Source organism: Pseudomonas sp. CFII64 (genome assembly GCF_000416235.1).
Classification (GTDB): domain Bacteria; phylum Pseudomonadota; class Gammaproteobacteria; order Pseudomonadales; family Pseudomonadaceae; genus Aquipseudomonas.
The window spans coordinates 75,579-101,250 of the sequence record NZ_ATLO01000026.1 but is presented as its reverse complement, the minus strand read 5'-3'; the positions used below and the strand labels follow the sequence as shown (position 1 = coordinate 101,250).

21 protein-coding genes and 5 tRNA genes are annotated in these 25,672 nt (G+C 57.2%); 5 read left to right on the top strand and 21 right to left on the bottom strand.

Features of this window, described 5'->3' with window-relative positions:
* Window positions 1–74: 74 nt before the first annotated feature.
* The 8 genes from CFII64_RS12050 to rluD all read right to left on the bottom strand — a co-directional run bounded on the left by CFII64_RS12050 (window position 75) and on the right by rluD (window position 5,514).
* Window positions 75–151 (bottom strand) — tRNA-Pro (locus tag CFII64_RS12050).
* 123 nt (window positions 152–274) lie between these two features.
* A tRNA-Pro gene (locus tag CFII64_RS12045) sits at window positions 275–351 on the bottom strand.
* A gap of 102 nt (window positions 352–453) precedes the next feature.
* A tRNA-Lys gene (locus tag CFII64_RS12040) sits at window positions 454–529 on the bottom strand.
* 5 nt (window positions 530–534) lie between these two features.
* Window positions 535–611, bottom strand: a tRNA-Pro gene (locus CFII64_RS12035).
* A gap of 21 nt (window positions 612–632) precedes the next feature.
* Window positions 633–708 (bottom strand) — tRNA-Asn (locus CFII64_RS12030).
* 307 nt (window positions 709–1,015) lie between these two features.
* Window positions 1,016–3,580 carry an ATP-dependent chaperone ClpB gene (gene clpB, locus CFII64_RS12025; protein ID WP_020291054.1) on the bottom strand — a complete coding sequence of 855 codons (2,565 nt, stop codon included), beginning with the start codon at window positions 3,578–3,580 and terminating at the stop codon, window positions 1,016–1,018.
* A gap of 246 nt (window positions 3,581–3,826) precedes the next feature.
* Window positions 3,827–4,555: a peptidoglycan editing factor PgeF gene (gene pgeF, locus CFII64_RS12020; RefSeq protein WP_020291053.1), complete on the bottom strand. Its 729-nt coding sequence runs from the start codon at window positions 4,553–4,555 to the stop codon at window positions 3,827–3,829.
* On the bottom strand, window positions 4,552–5,514 hold the full coding sequence (gene rluD, locus CFII64_RS12015) for a 23S rRNA pseudouridine(1911/1915/1917) synthase RluD (RefSeq protein ID WP_020291052.1): 963 nt from the start codon (window positions 5,512–5,514) through the stop codon (window positions 4,552–4,554). Before rluD ends, pgeF begins: the two co-directional genes overlap by 4 nt.
* Window positions 5,515–5,662: 148 nt before the next feature.
* On the opposite strand from rluD, the gene CFII64_RS12010 reads away from it, so the two are divergent.
* The 4 genes from CFII64_RS12010 to CFII64_RS11995 all read left to right on the top strand — a co-directional run bounded on the left by CFII64_RS12010 (window position 5,663) and on the right by CFII64_RS11995 (window position 10,247).
* Window positions 5,663–6,679 carry an outer membrane protein assembly factor BamD gene (locus tag CFII64_RS12010; RefSeq protein WP_020291051.1) on the top strand — a complete coding sequence of 339 codons (1,017 nt, stop codon included), beginning with the start codon at window positions 5,663–5,665 and terminating at the stop codon, window positions 6,677–6,679.
* A gap of 403 nt (window positions 6,680–7,082) precedes the next feature.
* Window positions 7,083–7,322 (top strand): PP0621 family protein, encoded by a 240-nt coding sequence (locus CFII64_RS12005; protein ID WP_080290886.1) that lies wholly within the window; start codon window positions 7,083–7,085, stop codon window positions 7,320–7,322.
* Window positions 7,312–8,904, top strand: a complete 1,593-nt coding sequence (locus tag CFII64_RS12000) for a PAS domain-containing sensor histidine kinase (protein ID WP_020291049.1) — start codon at window positions 7,312–7,314, stop codon at window positions 8,902–8,904. The genes CFII64_RS12005 and CFII64_RS12000 overlap by 11 nt, the downstream gene beginning before the upstream one ends.
* A gap of 5 nt (window positions 8,905–8,909) precedes the next feature.
* Window positions 8,910–10,247, top strand: a complete 1,338-nt coding sequence (locus tag CFII64_RS11995; protein ID WP_177325416.1) for a sigma-54 dependent transcriptional regulator — start codon at window positions 8,910–8,912, stop codon at window positions 10,245–10,247.
* A gap of 103 nt (window positions 10,248–10,350) precedes the next feature.
* Here the strand turns inward: CFII64_RS11995 and thiO are convergent, their stop codons facing one another.
* From thiO to CFII64_RS11960, 7 genes are read right to left on the bottom strand one after another with little or no spacing between them, the layout of a single operon-like run.
* Window positions 10,351–11,457: a glycine oxidase ThiO gene (thiO, locus tag CFII64_RS11990; RefSeq protein ID WP_020291047.1), complete on the bottom strand. Its 1,107-nt coding sequence runs from the start codon at window positions 11,455–11,457 to the stop codon at window positions 10,351–10,353.
* Window positions 11,458–11,483: 26 nt separating this feature from the next.
* Window positions 11,484–11,879, bottom strand: a complete 396-nt coding sequence (locus CFII64_RS11985) for a type IV pilin protein (RefSeq protein WP_020291046.1) — start codon at window positions 11,877–11,879, stop codon at window positions 11,484–11,486.
* Window positions 11,880–11,891: 12 nt separating this feature from the next.
* Window positions 11,892–15,158 carry a pilus assembly protein gene (locus CFII64_RS11980; protein WP_044901313.1) on the bottom strand — a complete coding sequence of 1,089 codons (3,267 nt, stop codon included), beginning with the start codon at window positions 15,156–15,158 and terminating at the stop codon, window positions 11,892–11,894.
* Window positions 15,145–15,630: a PilX N-terminal domain-containing pilus assembly protein gene (locus tag CFII64_RS11975; RefSeq protein WP_020291044.1), complete on the bottom strand. Its 486-nt coding sequence runs from the start codon at window positions 15,628–15,630 to the stop codon at window positions 15,145–15,147. The genes CFII64_RS11980 and CFII64_RS11975 overlap by 14 nt, the downstream gene beginning before the upstream one ends.
* 35 nt (window positions 15,631–15,665) lie before the next feature.
* Window positions 15,666–16,373, bottom strand: coding sequence for a PilW family protein (locus CFII64_RS11970; RefSeq protein WP_020291043.1), 708 nt, complete (start codon window positions 16,371–16,373; stop codon window positions 15,666–15,668).
* Window positions 16,370–16,900, bottom strand: coding sequence for a type IV pilus modification protein PilV (gene pilV, locus CFII64_RS11965; RefSeq protein ID WP_020291042.1), 531 nt, complete (start codon window positions 16,898–16,900; stop codon window positions 16,370–16,372). Before pilV ends, CFII64_RS11970 begins: the two co-directional genes overlap by 4 nt.
* Window positions 16,900–17,367, bottom strand: a complete 468-nt coding sequence (locus tag CFII64_RS11960) for a GspH/FimT family pseudopilin (protein ID WP_020291041.1) — start codon at window positions 17,365–17,367, stop codon at window positions 16,900–16,902. The genes pilV and CFII64_RS11960 overlap by 1 nt, the downstream gene beginning before the upstream one ends.
* Before the next feature lie 132 nt (window positions 17,368–17,499).
* On the opposite strand from CFII64_RS11960, the gene CFII64_RS11955 reads away from it, so the two are divergent.
* On the top strand, window positions 17,500–18,000 hold the full coding sequence (locus CFII64_RS11955) for a GspH/FimT family pseudopilin (RefSeq protein ID WP_020291040.1): 501 nt from the start codon (window positions 17,500–17,502) through the stop codon (window positions 17,998–18,000).
* 137 nt (window positions 18,001–18,137) lie between these two features.
* Here the strand turns inward: CFII64_RS11955 and ispH are convergent, their stop codons facing one another.
* From ispH to murJ, 6 genes are all read right to left on the bottom strand, one after another.
* Window positions 18,138–19,085 (bottom strand): 4-hydroxy-3-methylbut-2-enyl diphosphate reductase, encoded by a 948-nt coding sequence (ispH, locus tag CFII64_RS11950; protein ID WP_020291039.1) that lies wholly within the window; start codon window positions 19,083–19,085, stop codon window positions 18,138–18,140.
* Between the two features lie 71 nt (window positions 19,086–19,156).
* Window positions 19,157–19,624 (bottom strand): FKBP-type peptidyl-prolyl cis-trans isomerase, encoded by a 468-nt coding sequence (fkpB, locus tag CFII64_RS11945; protein ID WP_020291038.1) that lies wholly within the window; start codon window positions 19,622–19,624, stop codon window positions 19,157–19,159.
* Window positions 19,617–20,123 carry a signal peptidase II gene (lspA, locus tag CFII64_RS11940; protein WP_020291037.1) on the bottom strand — a complete coding sequence of 169 codons (507 nt, stop codon included), beginning with the start codon at window positions 20,121–20,123 and terminating at the stop codon, window positions 19,617–19,619. The genes fkpB and lspA overlap by 8 nt, the downstream gene beginning before the upstream one ends.
* Window positions 20,116–22,947 (bottom strand): isoleucine--tRNA ligase, encoded by a 2,832-nt coding sequence (gene ileS, locus CFII64_RS11935; protein ID WP_020291036.1) that lies wholly within the window; start codon window positions 22,945–22,947, stop codon window positions 20,116–20,118. Before ileS ends, lspA begins: the two co-directional genes overlap by 8 nt.
* Window positions 22,944–23,894, bottom strand: coding sequence for a bifunctional riboflavin kinase/FAD synthetase (ribF, locus tag CFII64_RS11930; protein ID WP_020291035.1), 951 nt, complete (start codon window positions 23,892–23,894; stop codon window positions 22,944–22,946). Before ribF ends, ileS begins: the two co-directional genes overlap by 4 nt.
* 132 nt (window positions 23,895–24,026) lie before the next feature.
* Window positions 24,027–25,565 carry a murein biosynthesis integral membrane protein MurJ gene (murJ, locus tag CFII64_RS11925; RefSeq protein ID WP_020291034.1) on the bottom strand — a complete coding sequence of 513 codons (1,539 nt, stop codon included), beginning with the start codon at window positions 25,563–25,565 and terminating at the stop codon, window positions 24,027–24,029.
* Window positions 25,566–25,672 lie beyond the last annotated feature (107 nt).

Here is a 25,672-nt window from a genome sequence, read left to right as displayed (position 1 = left end):
AGCCTCGCTCCAACGAACAGACGCAAAAAAGCCCGACTCAAGCACAAGGCTTAAATCAGGCTTTTTTGTGAAGATGGTCGGGGTAAGGGGATTCGAACTCCTGACATCCTGCTCCCAAAGCAGGCGCGCTACCGGACTGCGCTATACCCCGTTTGAAACTTTTTAAAGACGCCTCAACCAGCCGCCTGCGATTTGATGCTAATGGCATCAGATCTATAAGATTCGGCCCCAACATTACTGTTGAGGCCGCTTAAATCAGGCTTTTTTGTGAAGATGGTCGGGGTAAGGGGATTCGAACTCCTGACATCCTGCTCCCAAAGCAGGCGCGCTACCGGACTGCGCTATACCCCGTTTGAAACTTTTTAAAGACGCCTCAACCAGCCGCCTGCGATTTGATGCTAATGGCATCAGATCTATAAGATTCGGCCCCAACATTACTGTTGAGGCCAAAAATGGTGGGTCGTGTGGGATTCGAACCTACGACCAATTGGTTAAAAGCCAACTGCTCTACCAACTGAGCTAACGACCCAAAAATGGTCGGGGTAAGGGGATTCGAACTCCTGACATCCTGCTCCCAAAGCAGGCGCGCTACCGGACTGCGCTATACCCCGATACAGCTACATAGTGAAATCTGGCTCCACGACCTGGACTCGAACCAGGGACCCAGTGATTAACAGTCACTTGCTCTACCAACTGAGCTATCGCGGAACTTATCGATTTCAGATGCAACTTTTACAACTTTACAACCTTGAATTAACGCGCTGTTAACGTGTTAATTCGTCCTCTTCGCTGTGTTTGCATCGCTGCGTTCACGTCTCTGAGGCGCGCTATTCTACAATTTTAAAAACAGGTGTCAACCCCCTAAATTGCTTTGAAGACAATGATTTGCGATTTTTTTTCAGATCGCCATTGGAACAAGACAAATCAGGGGATTGCGCCCAATCAACCCTTGCAACAATCAAAGGCCGCCGCTTGCCCGCGATAAATCTTTGCGGGCAAGCGGCCTGGCTATTTATCAACCAAACACGATCTCGTCGTCGACCACGGTGCCGGTGACGCTCGAACCGGGCATCAAGCCGCCCGACAGGATCAACTGCGCCAACGGGTTCTCGATCCAGCGCTGGATCGCGCGCTTGAGCGGTCGTGCGCCATACACCGGGTCGTAGCCGACCGCGATCAGCTTGTCCATCGCCTCAGGGCTCAGCTCAAGCGTGAGCTCACGCTCGGTCAGACGAGCACGCAAGCGACTCAGCTGAATATCGGTGATACCGGCGATCTGGTCGCGAGCCAGCGGCTCGAAGATCACCACTTCATCGATACGGTTGACGAACTCCGGCCGGAAGTGGGTGCTTACCGCATCCATGACTGCCGCACGCTGTGCTTCACGATCGCCGACCAGTTCCTGAATTTGCGCAGAGCCCAGGTTGGAGGTCATGACGATCACCGTATTGCGGAAATCCACCGTGCGGCCGTGGCTGTCGGTGAGGCGTCCGTCTTCGAGCACTTGCAGCAGGATGTTGAACACATCCGGATGCGCCTTCTCGACTTCGTCCAGCAGGATCACCGAATAAGGCTTGCGACGCACCGCCTCGGTCAGATAACCGCCTTCTTCATAACCGACATAGCCTGGCGGCGCACCGATCAGCCGCGCCACAGAATGTTTCTCCATGAATTCGGACATGTCGATGCGAATCATCGCCTCTTCAGTGTCGAAGAGGAATTCCGCCAACGCTTTGCACAGCTCGGTTTTACCCACGCCGGTCGGGCCGAGGAACATGAACGAGCCGCTTGGGCGATTCGGGTCGGACAAACCGGCGCGGGAACGGCGCACGGCATTGGAGACGGCGACGACCGCTTCGTCCTGGCCGATCACGCGCTGGTGCAACAGGCTTTCCATCTTCAATAGCTTGTCGCGCTCGCCTTCGAGCATCTTCGATACCGGAATGCCGGTCCACTTGGACACAACTTCAGCGATTTCTTCTTCAGTGACCTTGCTGCGCAGCAACTGGTTCTCTGGCTTGCCGTGCTGATCAACCATTTGCAGGCTGCGTTCCAGGTCCGGAATGATGCCGTACTGCAATTCAGCCATGCGGTTCAGGTCGCCGCGCCGACGTGCCGCTTCCAGCTCCTGACGCGATTGCTCGATTTTCTGCTGGATCTGCGCCGAACCGGTGACTTCGGCTTTTTCCGACGTCCAGATCTCTTCGAGATCGGCGTACTCGCGCTCCAGGCGGACAATCTCTTCCTGAAGTTTTTCCAGGCGCTTGATCGCCGCTTCGTCGTCTTCTTTCTTGAGTGCCTGGGATTCGACCTTGAGCTGAATCAGGCGACGTTCAAGGCGATCGAGCACTTCGGGCTTGGAGTCGATTTCCATACGAATACGGCTGGCCGCTTCATCGATCAGGTCGATGGCCTTGTCCGGCAACTGGCGGTCGGTGATATAGCGATGGCTGAGCTTGGCCGCTGCGATGATCGCGCCGTCAGTAATGGCGACTTTATGGTGAACCTCGTAGCGTTCTTTCAGGCCACGCAGAATCGCGATGGTGTCTTCTTCGCTCGGCTCTTCCACCAGCACTTTCTGGAAGCGTCGTTCGAGGGCCGCATCCTTCTCTATATATTGGCGGTATTCGTTGAGCGTGGTCGCGCCGACGCAATGCAACTCCCCACGGGCCAGGGCTGGCTTGAGCATGTTGCCCGCATCCATCGAGCCTTCGCCTTTACCGGCGCCGACCATGGTATGCAGTTCGTCGATGAACAGAATGATCTGCCCTTCCTGCTTGGACAGCTCGTTGAGCAGCGACTTCAGACGCTCTTCGAACTCACCCCGGAACTTGGCGCCCGCGATCAGCGAACCCATGTCCAGCGACAGCAGACGTTTGCCCTTGAGGCCGTCCGGCACTTCACCATTAATGATGCGTTGCGCCAGACCTTCGGCAATGGCAGTTTTACCCACGCCAGGCTCACCGATCAACACCGGGTTGTTCTTGGTCCGGCGTTGCAGCACCTGAATGGTCCGACGAATTTCATCGTCGCGGCCGATCACCGGATCAAGCTTGCCTTCTTCGGCGCGCTTGGTCAGGTCGACGGTGTATTTATCCAGCGCCTGACGCGACTCTTCGACGTTGGCGTCGTTGACTGCCGCGCCGCCACGCAAATTGGTGATGGCGTTTTCCAGGGCTTTCTTGCTGACACCCTGGCCGAGCAGCAATTTGCCGAGCTTGCTGTTCTCGTCCATGGCGGCGAGCAGCACCAGTTCGCTGGAGATGAACTGATCGCTTTTTTGCTGGGCCAGGCGATCAGCCTGATTCAGCAGGCGCGCCAGATCCTGGGACATGTTGACGTCACCGGTGGGATTCTGGATTTTTGGCAGTTGGTCGAGCTCTTTGCTCAATTCCTTGCGCAGGCTGTTGACGTCAAAGCCGACCTGCATCAGCAGCGGCTTGATGGTGCCGCCTTGCTGCTCAAGCAACGCCTGCATCAAATGTGCAGGCTCAATGGCCGGATGGTCGAGGCCGACCGCCAGTGATTGGGAATCAGATAACGCTAACTGTAATTTGCTGGTCAATCTATCGATACGCATTTGTCACCTTCCTATATAAGCAGGCCGGAGCAATGAACACACACCTATGACGAAAACCTGCTGGATGCCAAATAGATGCGGGCGATTGTGCGAGATTCAAGCGTAGTTCGATTGATGCAGGTCAGTATTACCTCCCCGCTGGACCGGCTTTAGCCGGGAGGGCTGGATTTGTGACGAAACAATGTAGCGCCTTTACCGACATCCTTCCGGCTAAAGCTGGTCCTACAGGGTTACATTCGCAAAAGATCAGCCTAGATCAATCCAGATCAAAGACGCGAAACGGCCGATTCGGGCGTTGCGGCGGTAGGAATAGAAACGTGCATCGGTAAAGGTGTCGAAACCGCCGCCATAAACAGCAGTAATTCCGTGGGCTGCAAAGCGTAAACGCGCCAGGGCGTAAATGTCGGCCATGAAGCGCCCGGGATTTACGCTGGGGATAAACGCTTCAGCGGTTTGCGGGTGAGTGCTTATAAAAGCTTCGCGGACTTCCGCACCGACTTCGAACGATGGCTGACCGATAGCCGGACCGAGCCAGACCATGATTTGCTCGGGCGGCACATCCAGACTGTCAGCGGTTGCTTCAAGAACCCCGGCTGCCAATCCACGCCATCCGGCATGAGCCGCAGCGACGCGCTTGCCGTCCAGGGTACAAAACAAGGCAGGCAGACAGTCGGCGGTCATGATCGTGCACGCGATGCCGGGAGTTGCCGTCCAGCTGGCGTCGGCTTCCATCACACGTGATGGATCCGCCTCTGCCACGACAACGCCGTGGACCTGTTTCAACCAGGCAGGCCGGATATTCAGGGTCGAGGTCAGATGCAGGCGATTACGGGCCACGGCTTGTGGGTCGTCATCAACATGATCGCCCAGGTTCAGGCTGTCGAATGGCGCCAGACTGACGCCGCCCTCGCGGGTCGTGACACAGGCGTTGATTCCCGCAGGCGCGGGCCAGTCGGGAATCAACCAGTCACTCACCCGATGAACGCCTCGCGGTCTTGCTTGAGCAGCGACAGCAGCCAGACAAAATCGTCAGGCAGCGGCGATTCCCAGCTCATGCGCTTACCGGTGGTCGGATGATCCAGTTCCAGGAAACGTGCGTGCAAGGCCTGGCGCGGGAAGCTTTTCAGCGACTCGACCATGGTCACGCTCGCCGCTGGCGGGATACGGAAACGACCGCCGTAGGCAGGATCGCCGACCAATGGATAGTTGACGTGCGCCATGTGTACGCGGATCTGGTGAGTACGACCGGTTTCCAGCTTGACCCGCACATGCGTGTGGGAGCGGAAACGTTCGAGCACGCGGTAATGACTGACGGCTTGCTTGCCGCCTTCCATGACTGCCATGCGCTGACGCTGCTGACCGTGACGGCCAATCGGCGCGTCGATCTTGCCGCCGGCCGTGACCACACCGATCACGATGCACTCGTAAACACGACTGACTGTGCGGTTTTGCAGTTGCGTCACAAGCTGGGTCTGGGCCTGAATGGTCTTGGCGACCACCATCAGACCAGTGGTGTCTTTGTCCAGACGATGCACGATACCCGCACGCGGGACGTTGATGATGTCGGGAATGTGATGCAGCAAAGCATTCAGCAGTGTGCCATCGGCATGACCGGCGGCAGGATGAACAACGAGACCGGAAGGCTTGTTGATCACCAGGATTTGATCGTCCTCGTAGACGATATCGAGCGCAATATCCTGCGCAACCCATTCACCTTGGGCTTCCTGTTCGGCAATGAGCTGCAAAACAGCGCCACCATGGACGATGTCACGCGGACGCAAAACGTCCCCGTCCACTGTCAGGCGACCGTCTTTGATCCAGGCGGAGAGGCGCGAGCGCGAGTGCTCAGCGAATAATTGTGCGGCGACTTGATCGAGGCGTTGACCGCCCAAATCGGACGGCACCTCTGCGCGAAGTTCTATATTTTCGGACATGGCCAGACTAGGTGGCGGCTAGCCTTTGGTTTCGGCAGCGCGCTTGTGGTTAAATACGGCGTCTTTTGCCCCGGGGGTTCCGCGGGGCGCCCATCATAACAGGACGGTCACGCCCAAGACAGCGACCGTTATAGGGACGCAAGCCGCCATGCAAGTGAAACACCTGCTGCTGATAGCCATCCTCGCACTCACCGCTGCCTGTTCGTCGAAGGAAGTGATCGACGAAAATCTGAGTGAAGTCGAGCTGTACCAGCAGGCGCAGGCCGATCTGGGTAATAACAGCTATAGCACTGCCACTGACAAGCTCAAGGCACTGGAATCGCGCTATCCGTTCGGTCGCTACGCCGACCAGGCGCAGCTCGAACTCATCTACTCGAACTACAAGAGTGGTGAACCGGAGGCTGCGAAATCGGCTGCCGAGCGTTTCATTCGCCTGCATCCGCAGCATCCGAACGTCGACTACGCCTATTACATGAAAGGCCTGACTTCTTTCGACCAGGACGTCGGCCTGCTGGCGCGCTTCCTGCCGCTGGACCAGACCAAACGTGACCCGGGCGCGGCGCGCGACTCGTTCAACGAGTTCGCCCAGCTGACCAGTCGCTTCCCGAACAGCCGTTATTCGCCGGATGCCAAGCAGCGCATGATTTATCTGCGCAACCTGCTGGCCTCCTACGAAATCCACGTAGCCGACTACTACCTGACGCGTCAGGCCTACGTAGCTTCAGCGAATCGCGGCCGTTACGTGGTCGAAAACTTCCAGGAAACCCCATCGGTGGGCGACGGCCTTGCGGTCATGGTCGAATCCTATCAGCGTCTGCACCTGGACGACCTGGCGGCGACCAGCCTTGAAGTGCTCAAGACCAATTACCCGAACCACCCGCAACTGGTGGACGGTCAGTTTGTGCCGCGCGAAGCCGAAGCCGACAACCGTTCGTGGCTGTCCAAGGCAACGCTGGGCCTGATCGAGAGCAGCCCGCCGCTGCCACCAGGTCAGACGCGTGCCAACCAGGACGTGATCAAGCAGTACGAAGATGCCAAGGAAGCCATCCCTCGCGAGCTTCTGCCTGAAAACCAGGACGAAATCGACGAGCAGGAACACGAAGCGGAAGGCAATAACAACAACCGTTCATGGTTCAGCTACATGACGCTGGGCGTCTTTGACTGATTCATTTGCGTACAAAAAAGAGACCTTCGGGTCTCTTTTTTTTGGCTTGTTGGAGCGAGGCTTGCCCGCGAAGAACGATAATTCGGTGGGTCTGGCTCACCGCGGCGCCTGATTCGCGGGCAAGCCTCGCTTGTATGTTTAGACTTGAAGGGGTGGGTGGGCGCGCTTTTCGGGGACAAGTCCCCCCCTACCGGTTGTATCTGCCCGGTAGGACCGGACTTGTCCGGGAAGAACGATAACGCGGTGGATCTTGCCCACCGAGGTGCGCGGTTCGCGGGCAAGCCTCCAACGGGGCCGGTGTTTATTGCACAAGGGTACGGCGGCTGATCGCCACTGACATACAAGGAGCGCAACAGACGTTCCTTCGCTACACTGCGAAATCTCAATCACCAAGCTGGTAGTCATGATTCGCTTAATTATGTGGGTTGCGCTGATCGCGGCAATCGTATGGTTCATCAAGCGTCTGCTTAACCCTCCCGCCAAAAAAACCAGGGCACAAGCGCCCGAAGTTGCCGCCGCACCCATGGTTCGTTGTGCGCAATGCGGTGTTCATCTGCTTCGCGACCGCGCCTTGAGCCAGGATCAGCAATGGTATTGCAGCGAGGCGCATCGGCTAGAAGGCCCCGCCGCCCGTGATCGCTGAGGCCCTTTCCCTCGGCAGTCCACAAGCCCAGCGGATTCTGCGGCTGTACCACCTGTATCGACTGACCATTGGCATCATGCTGGTCCTGTTGATCTCCAGCGGCATGGACACCGAGCTGCTGGAGTTCGTCAATCCGAACCTGTTTCGGACCGGTTGCTGGCTGTATCTGGTGTTCAACATCCTGGTCGTGGTGCTGCTGGATCGGCCGGGCCACAAGGCGCAGCTTTTCGCCCTGGCCATGGCCGACGCCATCATGCTTTCCGGATTGTTCTATGCCGCAGGCGGCCCGCCCAGCGGCATCGGCAACCTGTTGATTGCATCGGTGGCGATCAGCAACGTCCTGTTGCGCGGACGCACCGGCATAGTGATCGCAGCGGTTTCGGCCATCGGCATTATTTACCTGACGTTCTACATCAGTTTCAGCAGCCCCTCTGCCGCCAGCCATTACGTGCAGGCCGGCTCGCTGGGGGCGCTGTGCTTTGCTGCGGCGCTTTTGGTGCAAGCGCTGACCCGCCGACTGCACATCAGCGAAGTGCTGGCCGAACAGCGGGCAACCGACGTCCACAATCTGGAAGAACTCAACGCGCTGATTCTACAGCGCATGCGCACCGGGATTCTGGTGCTGGACGCCCGGCGCCAGGTAGTACTAGCCAACCAGAGCGCGCTGATCCTGCTGGGCCACGAAAACCTCATGGGCGAGACCATCGACAGTTACTCGCCGCAACTGGTCACGCGCCTTCGCCAATGGCTGATCAATCCGGTTCTGGCACCGCAGAGCGTCTCCACTTCCGCCATCGGGCCAATCCTGCGACCTACATTTGTCGCGCTCAATCGCGGCGAGCAGCGCCAGACCCTGATTTTTCTCGAAGACCTTTCGCAGATTTCCCAACAGGCGCAACAACTGAAACTGGCCGCACTGGGTCGCCTGACCGCCGGCATTGCCCACGAAATCCGTAATCCGCTGGGCGCCATCAGCCACGCAGCGCAACTGTTGCATGAGTCCGATGCGCTGGAAGGTGGCGACCGCCGCCTGAATCAGATCATTCAGGACCAGTCGCTACGCATGAACCGGGTGATTGAAAACGTACTGCAGCTGTCGCGACGTCGCCAGGCTGAACCGCAAATGCTGGATCTCAAGGCCTGGCTTGAACAGTTCGTCGCCGAGGCGTGCAGCAGCGAAGTGCCCAACCAGACCATTCATCTGGACATTGAAGCCGCACCGCTGGCCACCCGCATGGACCCGGAGCAGCTCACTCAGGTATTGAGCAATCTGCTGCAAAACGGTTTGCGCTACAGTGGTAAGCAGCATGCACACGCGCAGGTCTGGCTTCGGCTGTTTCAGGACCCGCGCAGCGAATTGCCGGTACTGGAAGTCCTCGACGACGGCCCCGGCGTAGCTGACGAACATCTGAGCAAGCTTTTCGAGCCGTTCTACACCACTGAAAGCAAAGGCACCGGCCTGGGCCTTTATCTTTCCAGAGAACTTTGCGAGAGCAATCAGGCACAGCTGGACTACACATTTCGGGAAGGTGGCGGCAGTTGTCTGCGCATCACCTTCGCTCACCCGTTGAAGTTGAGTTGACCATGATCCAGCGACAAAAAATTCTGATCGTCGATGATGAACCAGACATTCGCGAACTCCTGGAAATCACCCTTGGCCGGATGAAGCTCGATACCCGCAGCGCCCGCAACGTCAAGGAAGCCCACGACTGGCTGGCCCGCGAAGCCTTCGATTTGTGCCTGACCGACATGCGCCTGCCGGACGGCAACGGCCTGGAACTGGTCCAGCACATCCAGCAGCGTCATTCACAAGTGCCTGTGGCGATGATCACCGCCCACGGCAACCTCGACACCGCGATTCACGCCCTCAAGGCCGGGGCGTTCGACTTTTTGACCAAACCCGTGGACCTGGGCCGTCTTCGTGAATTGGTGAGCAGCGCCCTGCGGCTGCAAGCGCCGAGTCAGAGCGAACGCAGCATAGACCGCCGCCTGCTGGGTGATTCGCCGCCGATTCGCGCCCTGCGCCAGCAAATCGACAAACTGGCCCGCAGCCAGGCACCGATCTACATCAGCGGTGAATCCGGCAGCGGCAAGGAACTGGTGGCGCGCCTGATTCATGAGCAGGGGCCGCGCGTTGAACGGCCATTTATTCCGGTCAACTGCGGAGCCATTCCTACCGAGCTGATGGAGAGCGAGTTCTTCGGCCATCGCAAAGGCAGCTTCAGCGGTGCCCACGAGGACAAGCCGGGGCTGTTTCAGGCAGCCAACGGCGGCACGTTATTTCTCGACGAAGTCGCCGATTTGCCACTGGCGATGCAGGTAAAACTGCTGCGTTCGATTCAGGAAAAATCTGTGCGCAGCATCGGCGATCAGCAGGAACAGATCGTCGATGTGCGAATCCTGTGTGCGACCCACAAGGATTTGAGCGCGGAAGTGGCGGCCGGGCGTTTCCGTCAGGATCTGTATTACCGCCTCAACGTCATCGAACTGGCTGTTCCGCCGTTGCGCGAGCGTCGCGAAGACCTTGATCAATTGACGGCACATGTTCTCCAGCGCCTGGCGAACGGTTCGGGGCAAGCGGCTGCACGTCTTGAACCCCAAGCGTTGTCAGCGCTGAAAAGCTATCGATTTCCGGGCAACGTGCGTGAACTGGAGAATATCCTGGAGCGCGCCTACACCCTGTGCGAAAACCAGCGCATCGACATCGGCGACTTGCGCCTGGCGCAAACCTCCGGCCCGCTTGAACAGGACGAACACAACCTCGCCGATATCGACAACCTGGAAGACTATCTGGAAAACATCGAACGCAAGATCATCCTCCAGGCCCTGGAAGAAACCCGCTGGAACCGCACGGCTGCGGCGCAGCGCCTGAATCTGACGTTTCGGTCGATGCGCTATCGATTGAAGAAGTTGGGCCTGGAATAACAAACACCCAGTCTGTAGGACCGGCTTTAGCCGGGAGACGTCCCTCCCGGCTAAAGCCGGTCCTACAGATGGATGCAGAGATTTCGATGGCAATGTTCGGCCTCTACAAACCGACCACCCTGCCCTGCGGCGCATACGGCGCGGCATTGATCTCCGGTTCGTGCCCCAACAACAGATCGGCCAATAGCTGACACGACGCGGGCGCCAGAACCAGCCCATTGCGGTAATGGCCGCAGTTCAGCCAAAGCCCTTCAAATCCGCTCATTGCCCCGATGTACGGAATGCCCTCGGGCGAACCGGGACGTAAACCAGCCCAATGACCCACAACCTGTGCATCGGCCAGCGCCGGAATCAATTCGATGGCCGAAGCCTTGAGACTTTCCAACGCCGCATCAGTGGGCGTCTTGTCGAAGCCTTCATGCTCCAGCGTGCTGCCCACCAGAATATGTCCGTCACGCCGTGGGATCGCGTAACGCCCTTTGGCGAGCACCATGCTCGACAGGAAATTCGATGCGCACTTGTAGAGGATCATCTGGCCTTTGACCGGCTCCACCGGCAAATCCAGTCCGAGGGTCTTGAGCAACTCGCCACTCCAGGCCCCGGCAGCCAGAACGACCTGATCGGCAAGAATGTCGCCAGACGCAGTACTCACACCCAGAATTCGCTCACCATCGCGAACAAAACCACTGACCTCACACTGCTCATGAATGGTGACATTCGGCAGCGCCAGCAAGGCCGCCGTCAGCGACTTCACCAGTCGCGGATTACGCACATTGGCGACATTGGCCATGTAAATCGCGCTCGAATAACCTGCGCCGAGCACCGGCACCGCGTCATGCACAGCCGCGACGTCAACGGCGCTCAACGGACGATTGTTCTGCGCAGCCCAATCCAGCGCCGCCTGCTCGTCATCCAGATCCAGCCAGTACAACCCGGTGGTATGCACCTCGGGATCAATCCCGGTCCGCACAAACAACCGCTCGGCCAGCTGCGGATAGAAATCCTGCGACCAATGCGCCAGTGCCGTCACCGCCGGGCTGTAGCGCCACGGATAAAGCGGCGAAACAATCCCGCCACCGGCCCAGGAAGACTCCTGGCCGACATTGGAGCGATCCAGCAGAACGACACTTTCCACCTCGGCAGCGAGGTTGAGCGCCGTCAACAACCCAATGACCCCACCGCCGACAATCACAACGTGTTGCTTGGACATCTTGCTCTCTATGTCAAAAGTAGAAGTCAGCGGCTCCAGCAGTCTTTGCTGGTTACACCGCTGGTTGCGCCTGGATTGGTGCGCGCGCCGGTGTTGGTGATCGTGAAGACACCGCATTTATCGTTTAGCATCATCCCTTTCCCGGTGGCTGCCAGCGTGAAGTCTTGAGCATTCAGGGTCTTGGCGATGGTGTAGTAACCGTTGCCTGTACTCACCCCTGTCGCATCGGTGTAGCTACCGTTTTTTGAATAGAAGCGCTCAAGCGATTGAGTCTGCTCCGACAACAGGCTGGCAATCTCAGCCCGATGCGTTCGCCGCACATATTCCGTGTAGTTGGGGTAAGCGATGGCCGCAAGAATACCGATAATCGCCACGACGATCATGAGCTCGATCAAGGTAAAGCCTTTGGATATGTTGCGCATGGATCGCCTTCCCTACTGGATTTGTCGCCACATGATTCGTTGATAGACGTTCGAGGTGCCGCCTTTTTCCAAGAGCTTTGTGGCCAGATTACCACTGGAATCAATCAGGTATTTGTTGTCATTGGCCCCACCGGTTCCCGCTACGATGGAGGCCAGATTGGGAATACCCGTGAACACTGCCAACCCGCTGACCATGGTATCGGAAGTGGTGATGTCGTTATCGCCATTGGTATCGAGCACCTGATAGTTCAGCATGCCGCCCTTCACCGCATCCAGTTCGAACAAACGGCCTGTCCCCGTGCTTTCACAGGGATCCGTGGAACTCACCGATGCCGTGGTGAAGATGATGCGACCGCGACTGGTTTGTGCCGGATAGATGATTCGCTCGCCCGGATAGGGGCTGCTAGACGCCAAGTTCATGTACCAGCCTTTCTTGGCGGTCCAGTCCAAGTCGTTGTTGGAGGTGGTGTAGTAAGTATTGTTGTTAAGCACGGTAGGAGTCGCTGAAACGGTTTGCTCCTGAAGATTGCTCTGAGTAATGCTCCCTGCCCCGGCATCCGCGTCCCAGATAGCGTAGAACGTCTGCTGAGCAGTAATGGTTTTGTCAGCAATTTCGTTGAATTTTCCAGTACCGAAGTAAACAATCTTGCCGTTGGTTGGGTGGTCGATAATTGTGGGCTGTACGGTAATGGCCTTGGTTCCATCGTCGGATGCCGTGAACAGCGGCAAGCCGTTGAACGCAACCTTCCAGGAAGCGGCGGTTGCGCCACTCATATCGAACTTCCACAGACGGCCTTTTAGATCGCCTGCGTAAGCAGCTTGAACGACATTCTGTGAGTTGACCTTGAGTTTGACCGATGAAAGACCATTATCTGTTTCGCCGGTTTTGATGATAGGCGTCTGGATCTCCCGGATCAGCGCCCCGGTATTAGCGTCCAATACAAATAGCGAAGCCCGGCCGGTAAAACTGCCATAACCATTACCTACCACAACGATGCTGGTCCCAGCGGTGTCGCCCATCCGCGCAACATCAGGCTTGGAGTATGCATAACCCAGGTTGTTGAATTTGTTATTAATGTCGGAGGAAGCGGGGGGACTGACCTCCCACAAGGCAACTGGAACATTATCGCTTTCGTACAACTTGATCCCGTAGTAAGCCTTGCCGCCCGCACCGGTGCCACCGAACGCAATGGTTCGCCAAGACGTACCTAGTTGAGCATCAAACACCGAGATCTGACCATCAACAGTAAATTTATGCGCGCTAGAGCCATACCCTATCGTCGCAATGGCAGCCAGTGAAGAAAGCGCGGTGGAAGGCATGTAAGCATAACGACGAGTGCCATCGGCATTGATCACATTGAAAAAACCATCGTTGGCATTGACCAGCAGGCTGTAGCTCATGCCTCCGGAGGAAGCCGCTTTTTTCGTCAGGTAGGTGCTGTATGTCGCATTGCCGGTGAGATCTGCCGAGGTCTTATCGGCAGGCAAAGCAGCGACGAGAGGGGAATTGACGATATCGCCAATCAATTTGGTGCGGATGCGCAACTTGGTGTTAGGTGTGCCTTTGGCCCAGTCGATCAGATTGATCCCCGTGACTCCGGTGGGCAGACCAGTAGTCAGAGTTGTTTGCTGTGCGGGGGCAAACTTGGTGAAGTCCAAAGTGATTTTTGCCGGTGTCGTACCCGTACTCCAAGACTCGAATAGAGGTGTCCCGCCACTAACAACTTTATCGTCGGTAGTCCATACTGCGCTGGAAAGCGCGCCGGTGGTGGTGTTCAGGTCATAGGCGTTGATAGTGCCGTGCCAATCGCTGGGATCGTATAGGGTCTGATAAAAGCGCGTACCAGAGGTGAGTGTGGCCGAGTTTGCCGCCCCACCACCGCCGGATCCGGCCTTGGCATAGATATCACTCAATGCAGTGCTTAACGCGGCTGTCAGTCCCGCGCTATCGTTGGTCTGGAAGTACTTGCCATGGCCATGATCGGTATCTGCCGCATCTATCAGCATCTGGTTAGCAGCGGTGAAACCGATGGTATATGTGCTCATGTTCTGCTGAAGAAAACCTGCATCGTCCCAGCTTTTCAACGTTAGATCCGCACCCACACCTTTAACGGTTCTGCGCATATCGATATCGTAGGCAAACTTCGCTACATCATCCAGGTACAGCGTGTCGCCTTCGCCATCTCCATTTAAATTCGCACCATCATTGGCCGCATTCAAATCCCAGTCTGGAAGACTACGTCCCTTGTTCAGCACATCATCAGGGTCATCCAGAGGAAAGGTACGATCATAAGTCGGTAAACCATCAGTAATGACTACACCGAAGTTTTTTTGACACCTATACTGTATCGGACTGGTATAGGTAGTGGGCGCACCGGAGTAGGTTGAAAACGGCTTCAGCCCCCGAAAATACCGGGTCACTTCATAATAAGTTTCTGCAAGAGGCGTATTTGCTTCCGCCCTCAACGCAGCGATTTTCGCCTTTAAGTCAGTGACATTCGCAGCAGCAACGTTTGCACTCACCGCTTCTTGATAAGTTGTCTTCTTTACTTCTGAAAGATCTTTGACGTCTTTGGTAATCTTACCGCCTGGCCCTGAGTCAGCATTAACTGGAGCATTGAAGTTGGCAAGACCGATTCTCAAAGGAATATAGCTTGTACCGGCAGCCGCGTTATTAGCAACCAACGCCACGCTGTTACTCACAAAATTCGTTGACACCGTTCGCGCCACATTCATACGGAAATCATTTGGAATATCATTTTTTGTGAATTCTTTTGTCCTGGTCCCCGCGGCCACTGCTAAATCGATGAGATAAGACAAGTAATCGGCCGTATAACGGGTAGAGCCTTCACCGGCGACGCTCACTGGATCAAGTAACTTAAGGCAGTATTCGACGCTGTTCCGCTTAAGGTAAGTATACGCTGAGGAACAGCCATTATTATCCGCCTGGTTCAATATCAGTGTATCATCGCCCACTATATTTATCGCCGCACGGCAATAGTAGTACCCGCTCCTATCGTTACCGCAGATAGCGTTGTCATTAACATAAGTGATAGCAGGACGAGCAACGGTCGGATTAAACGCAGAGGCCCAGATAATATTGTTCATGCTCCCGGAGTTATCCACCAGCAACATAAGATTGGGCGGCACAGCTGACGCACTCAACAGTGGCACCGGAGAGGGAGTAAATGCCCCATAGACCGGAGCGGTCACATATAGAGCCAACAACGCACCGTACACATAATGCAAGCCAAGGCGTAGCGCTTTAGCACTTACCATAAATACTCTCCAACACAGTTCTCGTCACACCCTGAATGCCGACAGCAGTGACCCGGTAAACCGTGACCGAGCCTGAACAGGTTGGAGGGCGAATAATCGGGGTCGTTGTGGTCCCAAGGTTCTGGATACCGTAAAACGCATTGGTACCTACGGCGTACCACCGCACGCCGGAGGCACCATAAACTCCCGCTGAAAGTGTATCAAGGGTAGATTCTGACGGAGGTACACATTTCGCACTTGGCGTACAAGGATCCAGGACATACCCGCTCACCTGAATCGACGATTCTCCCACCCGCAATGCAGCTTCAGCAGTCTGGAACGACTGATTACGGAACGTCACGCTGCCAGCCATTTTTTCCTGCAGAGTCGCACTCTGCATTGAGGAGATGCCTATCAGTGTCAGCAACAGCAGAAAGACCAGACTGACCACCAAAACCATGCCCCGTTGTTGGGCACGAAACATCATCGACATTCCGCATGGTCTTGTTTTCATAGCATTCAGCCCGTTCAAAATCGATTACGCAGAGCAGCGACTACGCTGTAAGTCTGGGTGCGAACGCGGTTATCAGGGTCTTGCAACGTCAACTTGATGCGGACGCTGCGTATATTTCCTGATGTACCCGTAGTAACAACGCTGGTGTAGGACATCGGATAGCCCGCCCCCATGCCAAAGGAAACTTCCAGGCTCGCGACGTTACTGAGTATTGTCTGCGGCGCATCAGTGCCGATTCCGGCTTTAAACTTCAAGTCGGTTCCGCTCAGTGTGTAAACCAATTGCCGCAACGGAAAGGCCGTGAGTCCGGTAGACGTGACTTTCCCTAAATAGATCTGATTGGTGGTCTGGCAATCGGAAGCCACCGTCCAGGTGGACGTAGAGCCGGAAGTACCTACGTCCGCAGAAATCAGCGTTAATGCCTTGGTCGTGTTATCCCAGAGAATCGGCGTATTGAAAGCAGTGGGCTTGGCAATGGAACCGGTGACAAGCGTGGCACTGTCCAGGCTCATGCAGCCGAACATGCCCGTCATGCGAATTTCCTGCATCAACTTGCTCAACACGAACCGCGCATCTTCCTGCATTCGGGCCGAAGAGTTCTGCGACATGAAAGTGGTACGCGACGAAACAAAGATCTGCGTGATGCCCAGCGTAACAACAAGGCCAAGAACCAGCGCCACCATGATTTCAACCAGACCGAAGCCTTTGTTGAGCTTTTTCATGGGGTCACCCCCACTGCGTCAGCGCCAATTCTTGAGCTGAGGACGAAGGTACGCTTGGTCGCTGGATTGGTCGCGTCTCCGGTTGCCTGAGCGCTGGAGCCAACAGCCCGGGCGTCATCCCACTCGATAGTGATGGTCACTACCGGTTTGGTGATGACGATTTTGCTATTGGCACCGTTGTCACCCGCAAAAGCCGTGATATTCGCCTTGAAGTCGTACAGATCCTGATCCCTAGCATTGTTCAGATTGGCAGAGGGCACAACACTTAAGGAGGCCAGAGCATAGCTACCCAGCACATCGTTCACGCCGTTGCTTGACGCATTGCCATCCACATTCGCGCGGATGCGATCCATCATGTCGTAGGCAATGAAGCTAGCCTGACTGGTCATGGCCGCGCTGTCGGTGTATTTCAAGGCATTAAGCTGGATCGCCGCTGCGCCAAGCAAACCGATCGCCAGGATCAGCACCGACACCAGCACTTCTATGAGCGTCATCCCTGTCTGTGTACTGCGACTACATTCGGCCATCAGCAGCTTCCACCCAAAACAACTCGTCCATTCAGACAAACATTCACTGTTTTACTAATCGTGCCCAGCGCATAGGCCATGGCCACCGCAGTGGAAGGCGCTTGCAGACCACCCAGATTATTGAACTCGATAGCAGTTACGTTCGTTGCAGTTAGCTTGGCGCCGCTGGTCATGGCCGGCACTATCCGGATGGCCTTGCCCGTTGTATCTGAGGACAGGACTACTTTTAGCTCGCTGTTCCAACTAGCGCCAGCACTGGTTGGCAGCACTTTCGTAGCCAGCCCCCGGTTTATCGCCTCCAGCCGCGCAAAGTTGAGCGCCCGCTGCAGCGTAGTTACCTCGGCATCGGCTTTTGAGTTCCTGATGACACTGCTAAAACTGGGAATCGCAATCGCCGCCAGAATACCCACCAAGGACACAGTGACTAACAATTCGATCAGGCTGAAGCCCTTGGCGCGGTGGCTCATTGAGTGTCTCCTAGACGTTACAACTATAGGGCAGCGGCTGCGTCCTGAAGTTGACTGAAGGATATACGGTTGTTTAGTCAGGACGAATGCCCGGATGGCATTCAGGTGAAGTATTTTCAGGGAGGAATGCTCATGAAGCAGGCAGGTTTCACGCTTGTCGAATTGATGGTGACGCTGGTGCTGCTGGCGGTAATTTCGCTGGTGGCGCTGCCGGCGCTTGGGGAAATGGTCGATGCGCAGCGACGGCAGGATGTGGCGCAGCAGTTGGCCAGCGGCATACGCTCGGCGCGCACCGAGGCAATCCTGCGGAATCAGGTCGTGACCCTCCACAGCATCGACGCTGACTGGAGCAATGGCTGGCGAATCATTGCGGATAAGGATGGCAAGGGGCCTGATGAATACGATCCGGTGCTTGTGGAGCGGGCGGCCAGTGGCAAAGCCAAAGTTGTTGGAAACCAGAAAGTCGAAAGCCACATCAGTTTCAACGAGCTTGGTGGGCTCATGGGTTCAGCCAATGGGACTTTGTTTGTTTGCCTGAAAGACCAGCCGGTGAGCCGTTATCAAGTTGTATTGGCGTTAACGGGACGGGTCACCATCAGGAATGAGGAGAAGCCAGAGGCGTTATGTGGGTAACGCGAATGGGCTCGGGCGCTGTTGGAGTAAGGTTTGCCCGCGTATCGACCGTAGGAGCGACTTTAGTCGCGAGAGCGCCAATTGCCCTCCCGGCTAAAGCCGGTCCTACACCAAGCCTCGCTTCAACATTCCCGCCATCACAACAACGACTTGACCCGCAATTCCTTGGGCATCGAGAAGATGACGTTCTCCGCGCGGCCGGCCAGTTCGTCTGCGCCGGTGGCGCCCCAGGCGTGGAGTTGCTGGATCACGCCGCGCACCAGGACTTCCGGGGCTGACGCGCCCGCGGTGATGCCGATGCGCTCAACGCCGTCGAACCAGCTGCGCTGCATGTCTTCGGCGCCGTCGATCAGGTAAGCCGGAGTTGCCATGCGTTCAGCCAGTTCCCGAAGGCGGTTGGAGTTGGAGCTGTTTGGGCTGCCGACCACCAATACCACGTCGCATTCGTCGGCCAGCAACTTGACCGCATCCTGGCGGTTTTGCGTGGCGTAGCAGATGTCGTCCTTGCGTGGCCCGCCGATGGCCGGGAAACGGCTGCGCAACGCATCAATCACACGACTGGTGTCGTCCATGGACAAGGTTGTCTGGGTCACGAACGCCAGGGATTCCGGGTTGCGCACCTGCAAGTTGGCGACATCTTCTTCGTCTTCCACCAGATAGATCGCGCCGCCATTGCTGGCATCGTACTGACCCATGGTGCCTTCGACTTCGGGATGGCCTTCGTGACCGATAAGAATGCATTCACGACCGTCGCGGCTGTAACGCGCCACTTCGATGTGAACCTTGGTCACCAGCGGGCACGTCGCGTCGAACACTTTCAAGCCACGCCCGGCGGCTTCGGTGCGCACGGCCTGGGAAACGCCGTGGGCGCTGAAAATCACGATGACGTCGTCCGGCACCTGTTCCAGCTCTTCGACGAAGATCGCGCCACGTGCGCGCAGGTCTTCGACGACAAATTTGTTATGAACCACTTCATGGCGCACATAGATCGGCGGACCAAACACTTCCAGGGCACGATTGACGATTTCGATCGCACGGTCCACTCCAGCGCAGAAGCCGCGGGGGTTGGCGAGTTTGATTTGCATAGCGTGCCTCGTGTCTACGTGCGGAACAGCCCAACCGGAGTCGGGCTGATTTTCTAACCCTGTATCAGGCCTCAGAGCGCCTTGACCTCGAAAATCTCGACTTCGAAGTTCAGGGTCTTGCCCGCCAGCGGGTGGTTGAAGTCGATGGTGACCTGCTCATCATCGAAGACCTTCACCACGCCTGGCAGCTCAGTATTGGCCGCATCGTTGAAGATCACCAGCAAGCCTTCGGACAATTCCATGTCCTTGAACTGCGAACGCGGGATGATCTGGACGTTTTGCGGGTTTGGCTGGCCAAAGGCGTTTTCCGGCAGAACCTGCACGGTGCGCTTGTCGCCAGCCTTGAAGCCGAACAACGCTGCTTCGAAACCAGGCAGCAGGTTGCCATCACCCACTTTGAACGTGGCCGGAGCCTTGTCAAAGGTGCTGTCTACCGTATCGCCGTTTTCCAGACGCAAGGCAAAATGCAGGGTGACTTCGGTGTTCTGACCGATGCGCTGCGCTTTCGCGGCGTTGTCGGCCAATACCTGTTCAGTCATTAACGGGCTCTCCGGTTTTCTTGCTCTTGAACATATCCAGCGCCAGCATGATTGCGCCGACGGTGATCGCACTGTCGGCAACGTTGAACGCCGGGAAGCGGTATTCGTTACGCCAGTGTACAAAGATGAAATCGATCACATGGCCCAGCGCGATACGGTCATAAAGGTTGCCCAAAGCTCCCCCCAAAACCAGCGCCAGTGCCACGGCGAGCCAGGTTTCATCCCGGCCCAGACGCTTGAGCCAGACGACCAGCACGGCGCTGACCACTACCGCGATCAGGGCGAACAGCCAACGCTGCCAGCCCGAACTGTCTGCCAGGAAGCTGAATGCCGCGCCTGTGTTGTAGGCCAGGGTCCAGCTGAAGTAGTCCGGAAACACGATGATCTGTTGATACAGGCTCAGCGTGTTTTCGAAGTAGTACTTGCTGGCCTGGTCGATGACCAGGATCAGCACACTCAGCCAGAGCCAGGCCAGACGGCCGAAACCTGCCTTAGGCATAGTGACGAACCTCACCCGAGCCGCTGATATTGTCGACGCAACGACCGCAAATTTCAGGATGCGCCGGATCTACGCCAACGTCAGCACGGTGATGCCAGCAACGGGCGCACTTCGGATGGCCGGACTTGACCACTTTCAGCTTCAGGCCGGTGACTTCGGTAACTACCGCATCGGCAGGTGCATCAAGCACCGGCTCGACGCTGGCAGTCGAGGTGATCAGCACGAAGCGCAGCTCGTTGCCGAGTTTGGCCAGGTCCGCAACCAGCGAGTCCTGGGCATACAAGGTCACTTCGGCTTGCAGGTTGCCGCCAATGGCCTTGGCTGCCCGCAGGTTTTCCATTTCCTTGTTGACCGCGACTTTGACTTCCATGATCCGCTCCCAATAGGCGCGGTCCAGTTCGAAGTCAGCCGGCATTTCGCTCAGGCCTTCGTACCAGGTGTTGAGCATCACGGATTCGTTACGCTCGCCCGGCAGGTACTGCCACAGCTCGTCGGCGGTGAACGCCAGGATCGGCGCGATCCAGCGCACCAGCGCCTCGGAGATGTGGAACAGCGCGGTCTGGCAGGAGCGTCGGGCCGTGCTGTCGGCCGCCGTGGTGTACTGACGGTCCTTGATGATGTCCAGATAGAACCCACCCAGTTCCTGCACGCAGAAATTGTGGATCTTCGAGTAGACGTTCCAGAAACGGTATTCGCCGTAGTGTTCCTGCAGTTCACGTTGCAGCAGCGCAGCGCGATCAACAGCCCAGCGATCCAGCGCGAGCATTTCTTCGGCCGGCAGGATGTCGGTCGCCGGGTTGAAGCCGGTCAGGTTCGAGAGCATGAAACGTGCAGTGTTGCGGATCCGCCGATAGGCGTCTGCGCTGCGCTGCAGGATCTGATCGGACACCGCCATCTCGCCGGAGTAGTCGGTCGCGGAAACCCACAGACGCATGATGTCGGCGCCCAGGGAATCGTTGACCTTCTGCGGCGCAACCACGTTGTTCAGCGACTTGGACATCTTGCGACCGTTTTCGTCGACGACAAAACCGTGGGTCAGCAGTTCGCGATACGGCGCGTGGTCGTCCAGCATGCAGCCGGTCAGCAGCGACGAGTGGAACCAGCCACGGTGTTGGTCCGAACCTTCCAGGTACAGATCGGCGCGCGGGCCAGTCTCGTGGCCCATCGGGTGCGAACCACGCAGGACATGCCAGTGGGTGGTGCCGGAATCGAACCAGACGTCCAGGGTATCGGAGATCTTGTCGTACTTGGGCGCCTCGTCACCGAGCAACTCGGCGGCGTCCAGCTTGAACCAGGCTTCGATACCTTCCTGCTCGACACGCAGGGCAACTTCTTCCATCAGCTCGACGGTACGCGGGTGCAGCTCACCGCTTTCCTTGTGCAGGAAGAACGGGATCGGCACGCCCCAGTTGCGCTGACGCGAGATGCACCAGTCAGGACGATTGGCGATCATCGAGTGCAGGCGCGCCTGGCCCCAGGCCGGAACGAACTGGGTCTCTTCGATGGCTTTGACGGCACGCTCGCGCAAGGTTTCGCCCACTTCGGGCTGCTTGTCCATGCCCACGAACCACTGCGCGGTGGCGCGGTAGATCAGTGGCGACTTGTGGCGCCAGCAGTGCATGTAGCTGTGAGTGATGGTTTCGGTGTCCATCAGGCTGCCGACTTCGGCCAGCTTGTCGATGATGTTCTGGTTGGCCTTGAAGATGAACTGGCCGCCAAAAAACTCCAGCGATTCGACATACACGCCGTTGCTCTGCACCGGGCTGATGATGTCATCGTTGGTCAGGCCGTAGCTTTTGCTGATCACAAAGTCGTCGACGCCATAGGCGGGCGAGCAGTGAACAATGCCGGTACCGGCGCCCAGCTCAACGTAGTCAGCCAGATACACAGGCGACAGGCGATCATAGAACGGATGACGGAAGTTGATCAGTTCCAGCTCGGCACCGGTCGTGGTGGCGATCACTGTGCCCTGCAGCTTGTAGCGCGCCAGGCACGATTCGACCAGCTCCGAAGCCAACACCAGCAATTTGTCACCGACATCGACCAGCGAGTATTCGAACTCGGGGTGCACGTTCAGCGCCTGGTTGGCGGGAATGGTCCACGGCGTGGTGGTCCAGATGACGATGGATGTGGGTTTGCTCAACGCAGCCAGGCCGAACGCATAGGCCAGCTTGGCTTCATCGGCGATCGGGAAAGCCACATCGATGGTCGAAGACTTTTTGTCCTGGTATTCGACTTCCGCTTCAGCCAGTGCCGAACCGCAATCGAAACACCAGTTCACTGGCTTGAGGCCCTTGAACACGAAACCGCCCTTGACCATTTCCGCCAGCGCACGGATTTCTCCGGCTTCGTTGGCGAAGTCCATGGTGCGGTACGGATTGTCCCAGTCGCCCAGCACACCCAGGCGGATGAACTCGGCTTTCTGACCTTCGATCTGCTCGGCCGCGTAGGCACGGCACAGCTCGCGAGTCTTGTCCGCCGGCAGGTTCTTGCCGTGGGTGACTTCGACCTTGTGCTCGATCGGCAGGCCGTGGCAGTCCCAACCCGGAACGTAAGGCGCGTCGAAGCCCGAAAGGGTTTTCGAGCGGATGATCATGTCCTTGAGAATCTTGTTTACGGCGTGACCGATGTGAATATTGCCGTTGGCATAAGGAGGACCGTCGTGCAGGACGAATTTCGGACGATCCTTGCCAATTTCGCGCAGCTTCTGGTACAGGCCAATGCTGTCCCAGCGCTGCAGAGTTTGCGGCTCGCGCTGGGGCAGGCCGGCCTTCATTGGGAAGGCGGTGTCCGGAAGGTTTAGCGTGGCTTTGTAGTCGGTCATTTAAGGCTCTTCGTTAGCGGTTGGCCATGCCAATGGGCACGGGCGGCGGCGACGTCCGCATTGATCGCCGTCTTGAGCGCCTCCAGTGAGGCAAAACGCTGCTCATCACGCAGCTTATGGTGGAAAGCCACCGTCAAACGCCGGCCATACAGGTCACCGGCAAAATCCAGAAGATGCACTTCAAGGTGGGCACTGCCATCACCTGCCACGGTCGGGCGCACGCCGATATTGGCGACTCCCGGCCAGGTCTTGCCGTCTATGTCCGCACTGACCAGATACACCCCGGTCAGCGGTACACGACGGCGTTTGAGTTGCACGTTGGCCGTGGGCGTACCCAACTGGCGTGCCAGTTTCTGGCCGTGCAGTACTCTTCCGGTAATCCGGAACGGTCGACCGAGCATGCGCTCGGCAAGGGTGAAGTCCGCCACAGCCAAGGCGTTACGCACCTTGGTGCTGCTGACCCGAACACCATCGATCTCGACGGTCTGTGCCGCCTCGACCGTGAAGCCCTTGGTGGCACCCACGTGTTGCAGAAAATCGAAATCGCCGATCCGGTCGCAACCGAAACGGAAGTCGTCGCCGACTTCAAGATGCCGCACGCCCAAGCCTTGAATCAGCACCGTTTCGACAAACTCGGCAGCACTGAGCTCGCTCAAACGTTGATTGAAAGCCAGGCACAGCACCTGATCAACACCTTCGGCGGCCAGCAATTCCAGCTTGTCGCGCAAGCGTGCCAGGCGCGCTGGCGCGGTCGCCGGGGCGAAAAACTCACGCGGCTGCGGCTCGAAAATCACCACGCAGGTGGGCAGGCCCAACTCGACAGCACGATCCCGCAAGCGCGCCAGAATAGCCTGGTGGCCTCGGTGAACACCGTCAAAGTTGCCGATAGTGGCGACGCAACCCCGATGATGGGGAAGCAGATTGTGAAGGCCTCGAACCAGCTGCATAACGCGCTTCTTGCTCATAAAGTGGCCGATTATAACCACACACAGCCCTGGACGACAGGCAACACGCCAAGGCAAAACAACAGTCGTGCGCCCATAACGGCAAAAATCGACGACTACCCTTTGAATCTCTTCCTACATCACCGCACTGCGGGCGAAGTCTTTCAGACGAAAGCCCAGTGCCAGAAGCATCACGAAATACGTTGCCAGCCCCGCAGCGACCAAGCCACCCAGACGAATGAAGCGCTCCAGCATATGCCCCTCGTCCCAGGCCGGCATGAAGTGCATGAGCCCCAGCAGAACGCCGGACATCACGGCGACGGCCAGGATCAGCTTGAACAAATACTTGGTCCAGCCCGGTTGCGGCTGAAACAAATCCTGCTTGCGCAACTGCCAGAACAGCAATCCGGCGTTGATGCAGGCGCCAACACTGATCGCCAACGCCAGGCCCGCATGCTGCAGCGGACCAATGAACGCGAGGTTGAGCAGTTGCGTAACAATGAGGGTGAAGATCGCGATTTTCACCGGGGTACGAATATTTTGTTGTGCATAAAAGCCGGGCGCCAGCACCTTGATGACGATGATGCCCAGCAGGCCGACTGAATAAGCGATCAATGCACGCTGAGTCATGGCGGCGTCCAGAGCGTCGAATTTTCCGTATTGAAACAGAGAAACGGTCAGCGGTTCAGCGAGGATTCCAAGTGCCAGCGTACAGGGCAGGACCAGCACGAAGCACAGTCGAAGCCCCCAGTCGAGAATCCGCGAATACTCGTGGCGATCCTTGCTGGCGTAGGTTTTGGAGAGGATTGGCAGCAAGATCGTGCCGAGCGCAACGCCCAGCACACCTGATGGCAATTCCATCAAACGGTCGGCGTAGTACATCCAGGACACCGATCCGGCTACGAGGAACGAGGCAAAGATCGTATTGATAATCAGAGAAATCTGACTCACGGAAACGCCAAGGATGGCCGGCAGCATCTGCTTCATCACCCGCCAGACGCCAGAATCGCGCAGATTCAGTCGCGGCAGGACCAACATGCCGATCTTTTTCAGGTGCGGGAGTTGGTAAAGGAGCTGCAACAGGCCACCGACCAGCACTGCCCAACCCAACGCCATTACCGGCGGATCGAAGTATGGCGTGAGGAACAGCGCGAAGAAAATCATGCTGACGTTGAGCAGGGTCGGCACGAACGCCGGCACCGAGAAACGATTCCAGGTATTGAGGATCGCGCCCGCCAACGATGACAGCGAGATCAGCAATATATAAGGAAAGGTCACCCGCAACAGGTCGGAGGTCAGCGCGAATTTTTCCGGTGTGTCAGCAAAGCCGGGGGCCGTGGCCCAGATCACCCAAGGGGCGGCAATGATGCCCAGCAAGGTCACCAGCGCCAACACCAGAGTCAGCAAGCCGGTTACATAAGCGACAAAGGTTCGCGTCGCCTCCTCGCCCTGCTGGCTTTTATATTCCGCCAGGATCGGCACGAACGCCTGGGAGAAAGCGCCCTCGGCAAAGATCCGGCGCAGCAGGTTGGGCAGCTTGAATGCTATGAAAAAGGCATCCGTTGCCATTCCGGCACCGAAAGTTCGCGCGATGATGGTGTCCCGAATAAAGCCCAAAACCCGGGAAAGCATCGTGATAGAGCTGACGGCAGCCAATGATTTGAGTAGATTCATTAAGGAATTATTGCCTTGGCTAAAGGACCGGGCGATTAACCTGTCCATTTATGCGATACTCCGCGCCGCAAAAGCCCAGAGTCAAAGTCGGCGAGTTTACAGGTCGC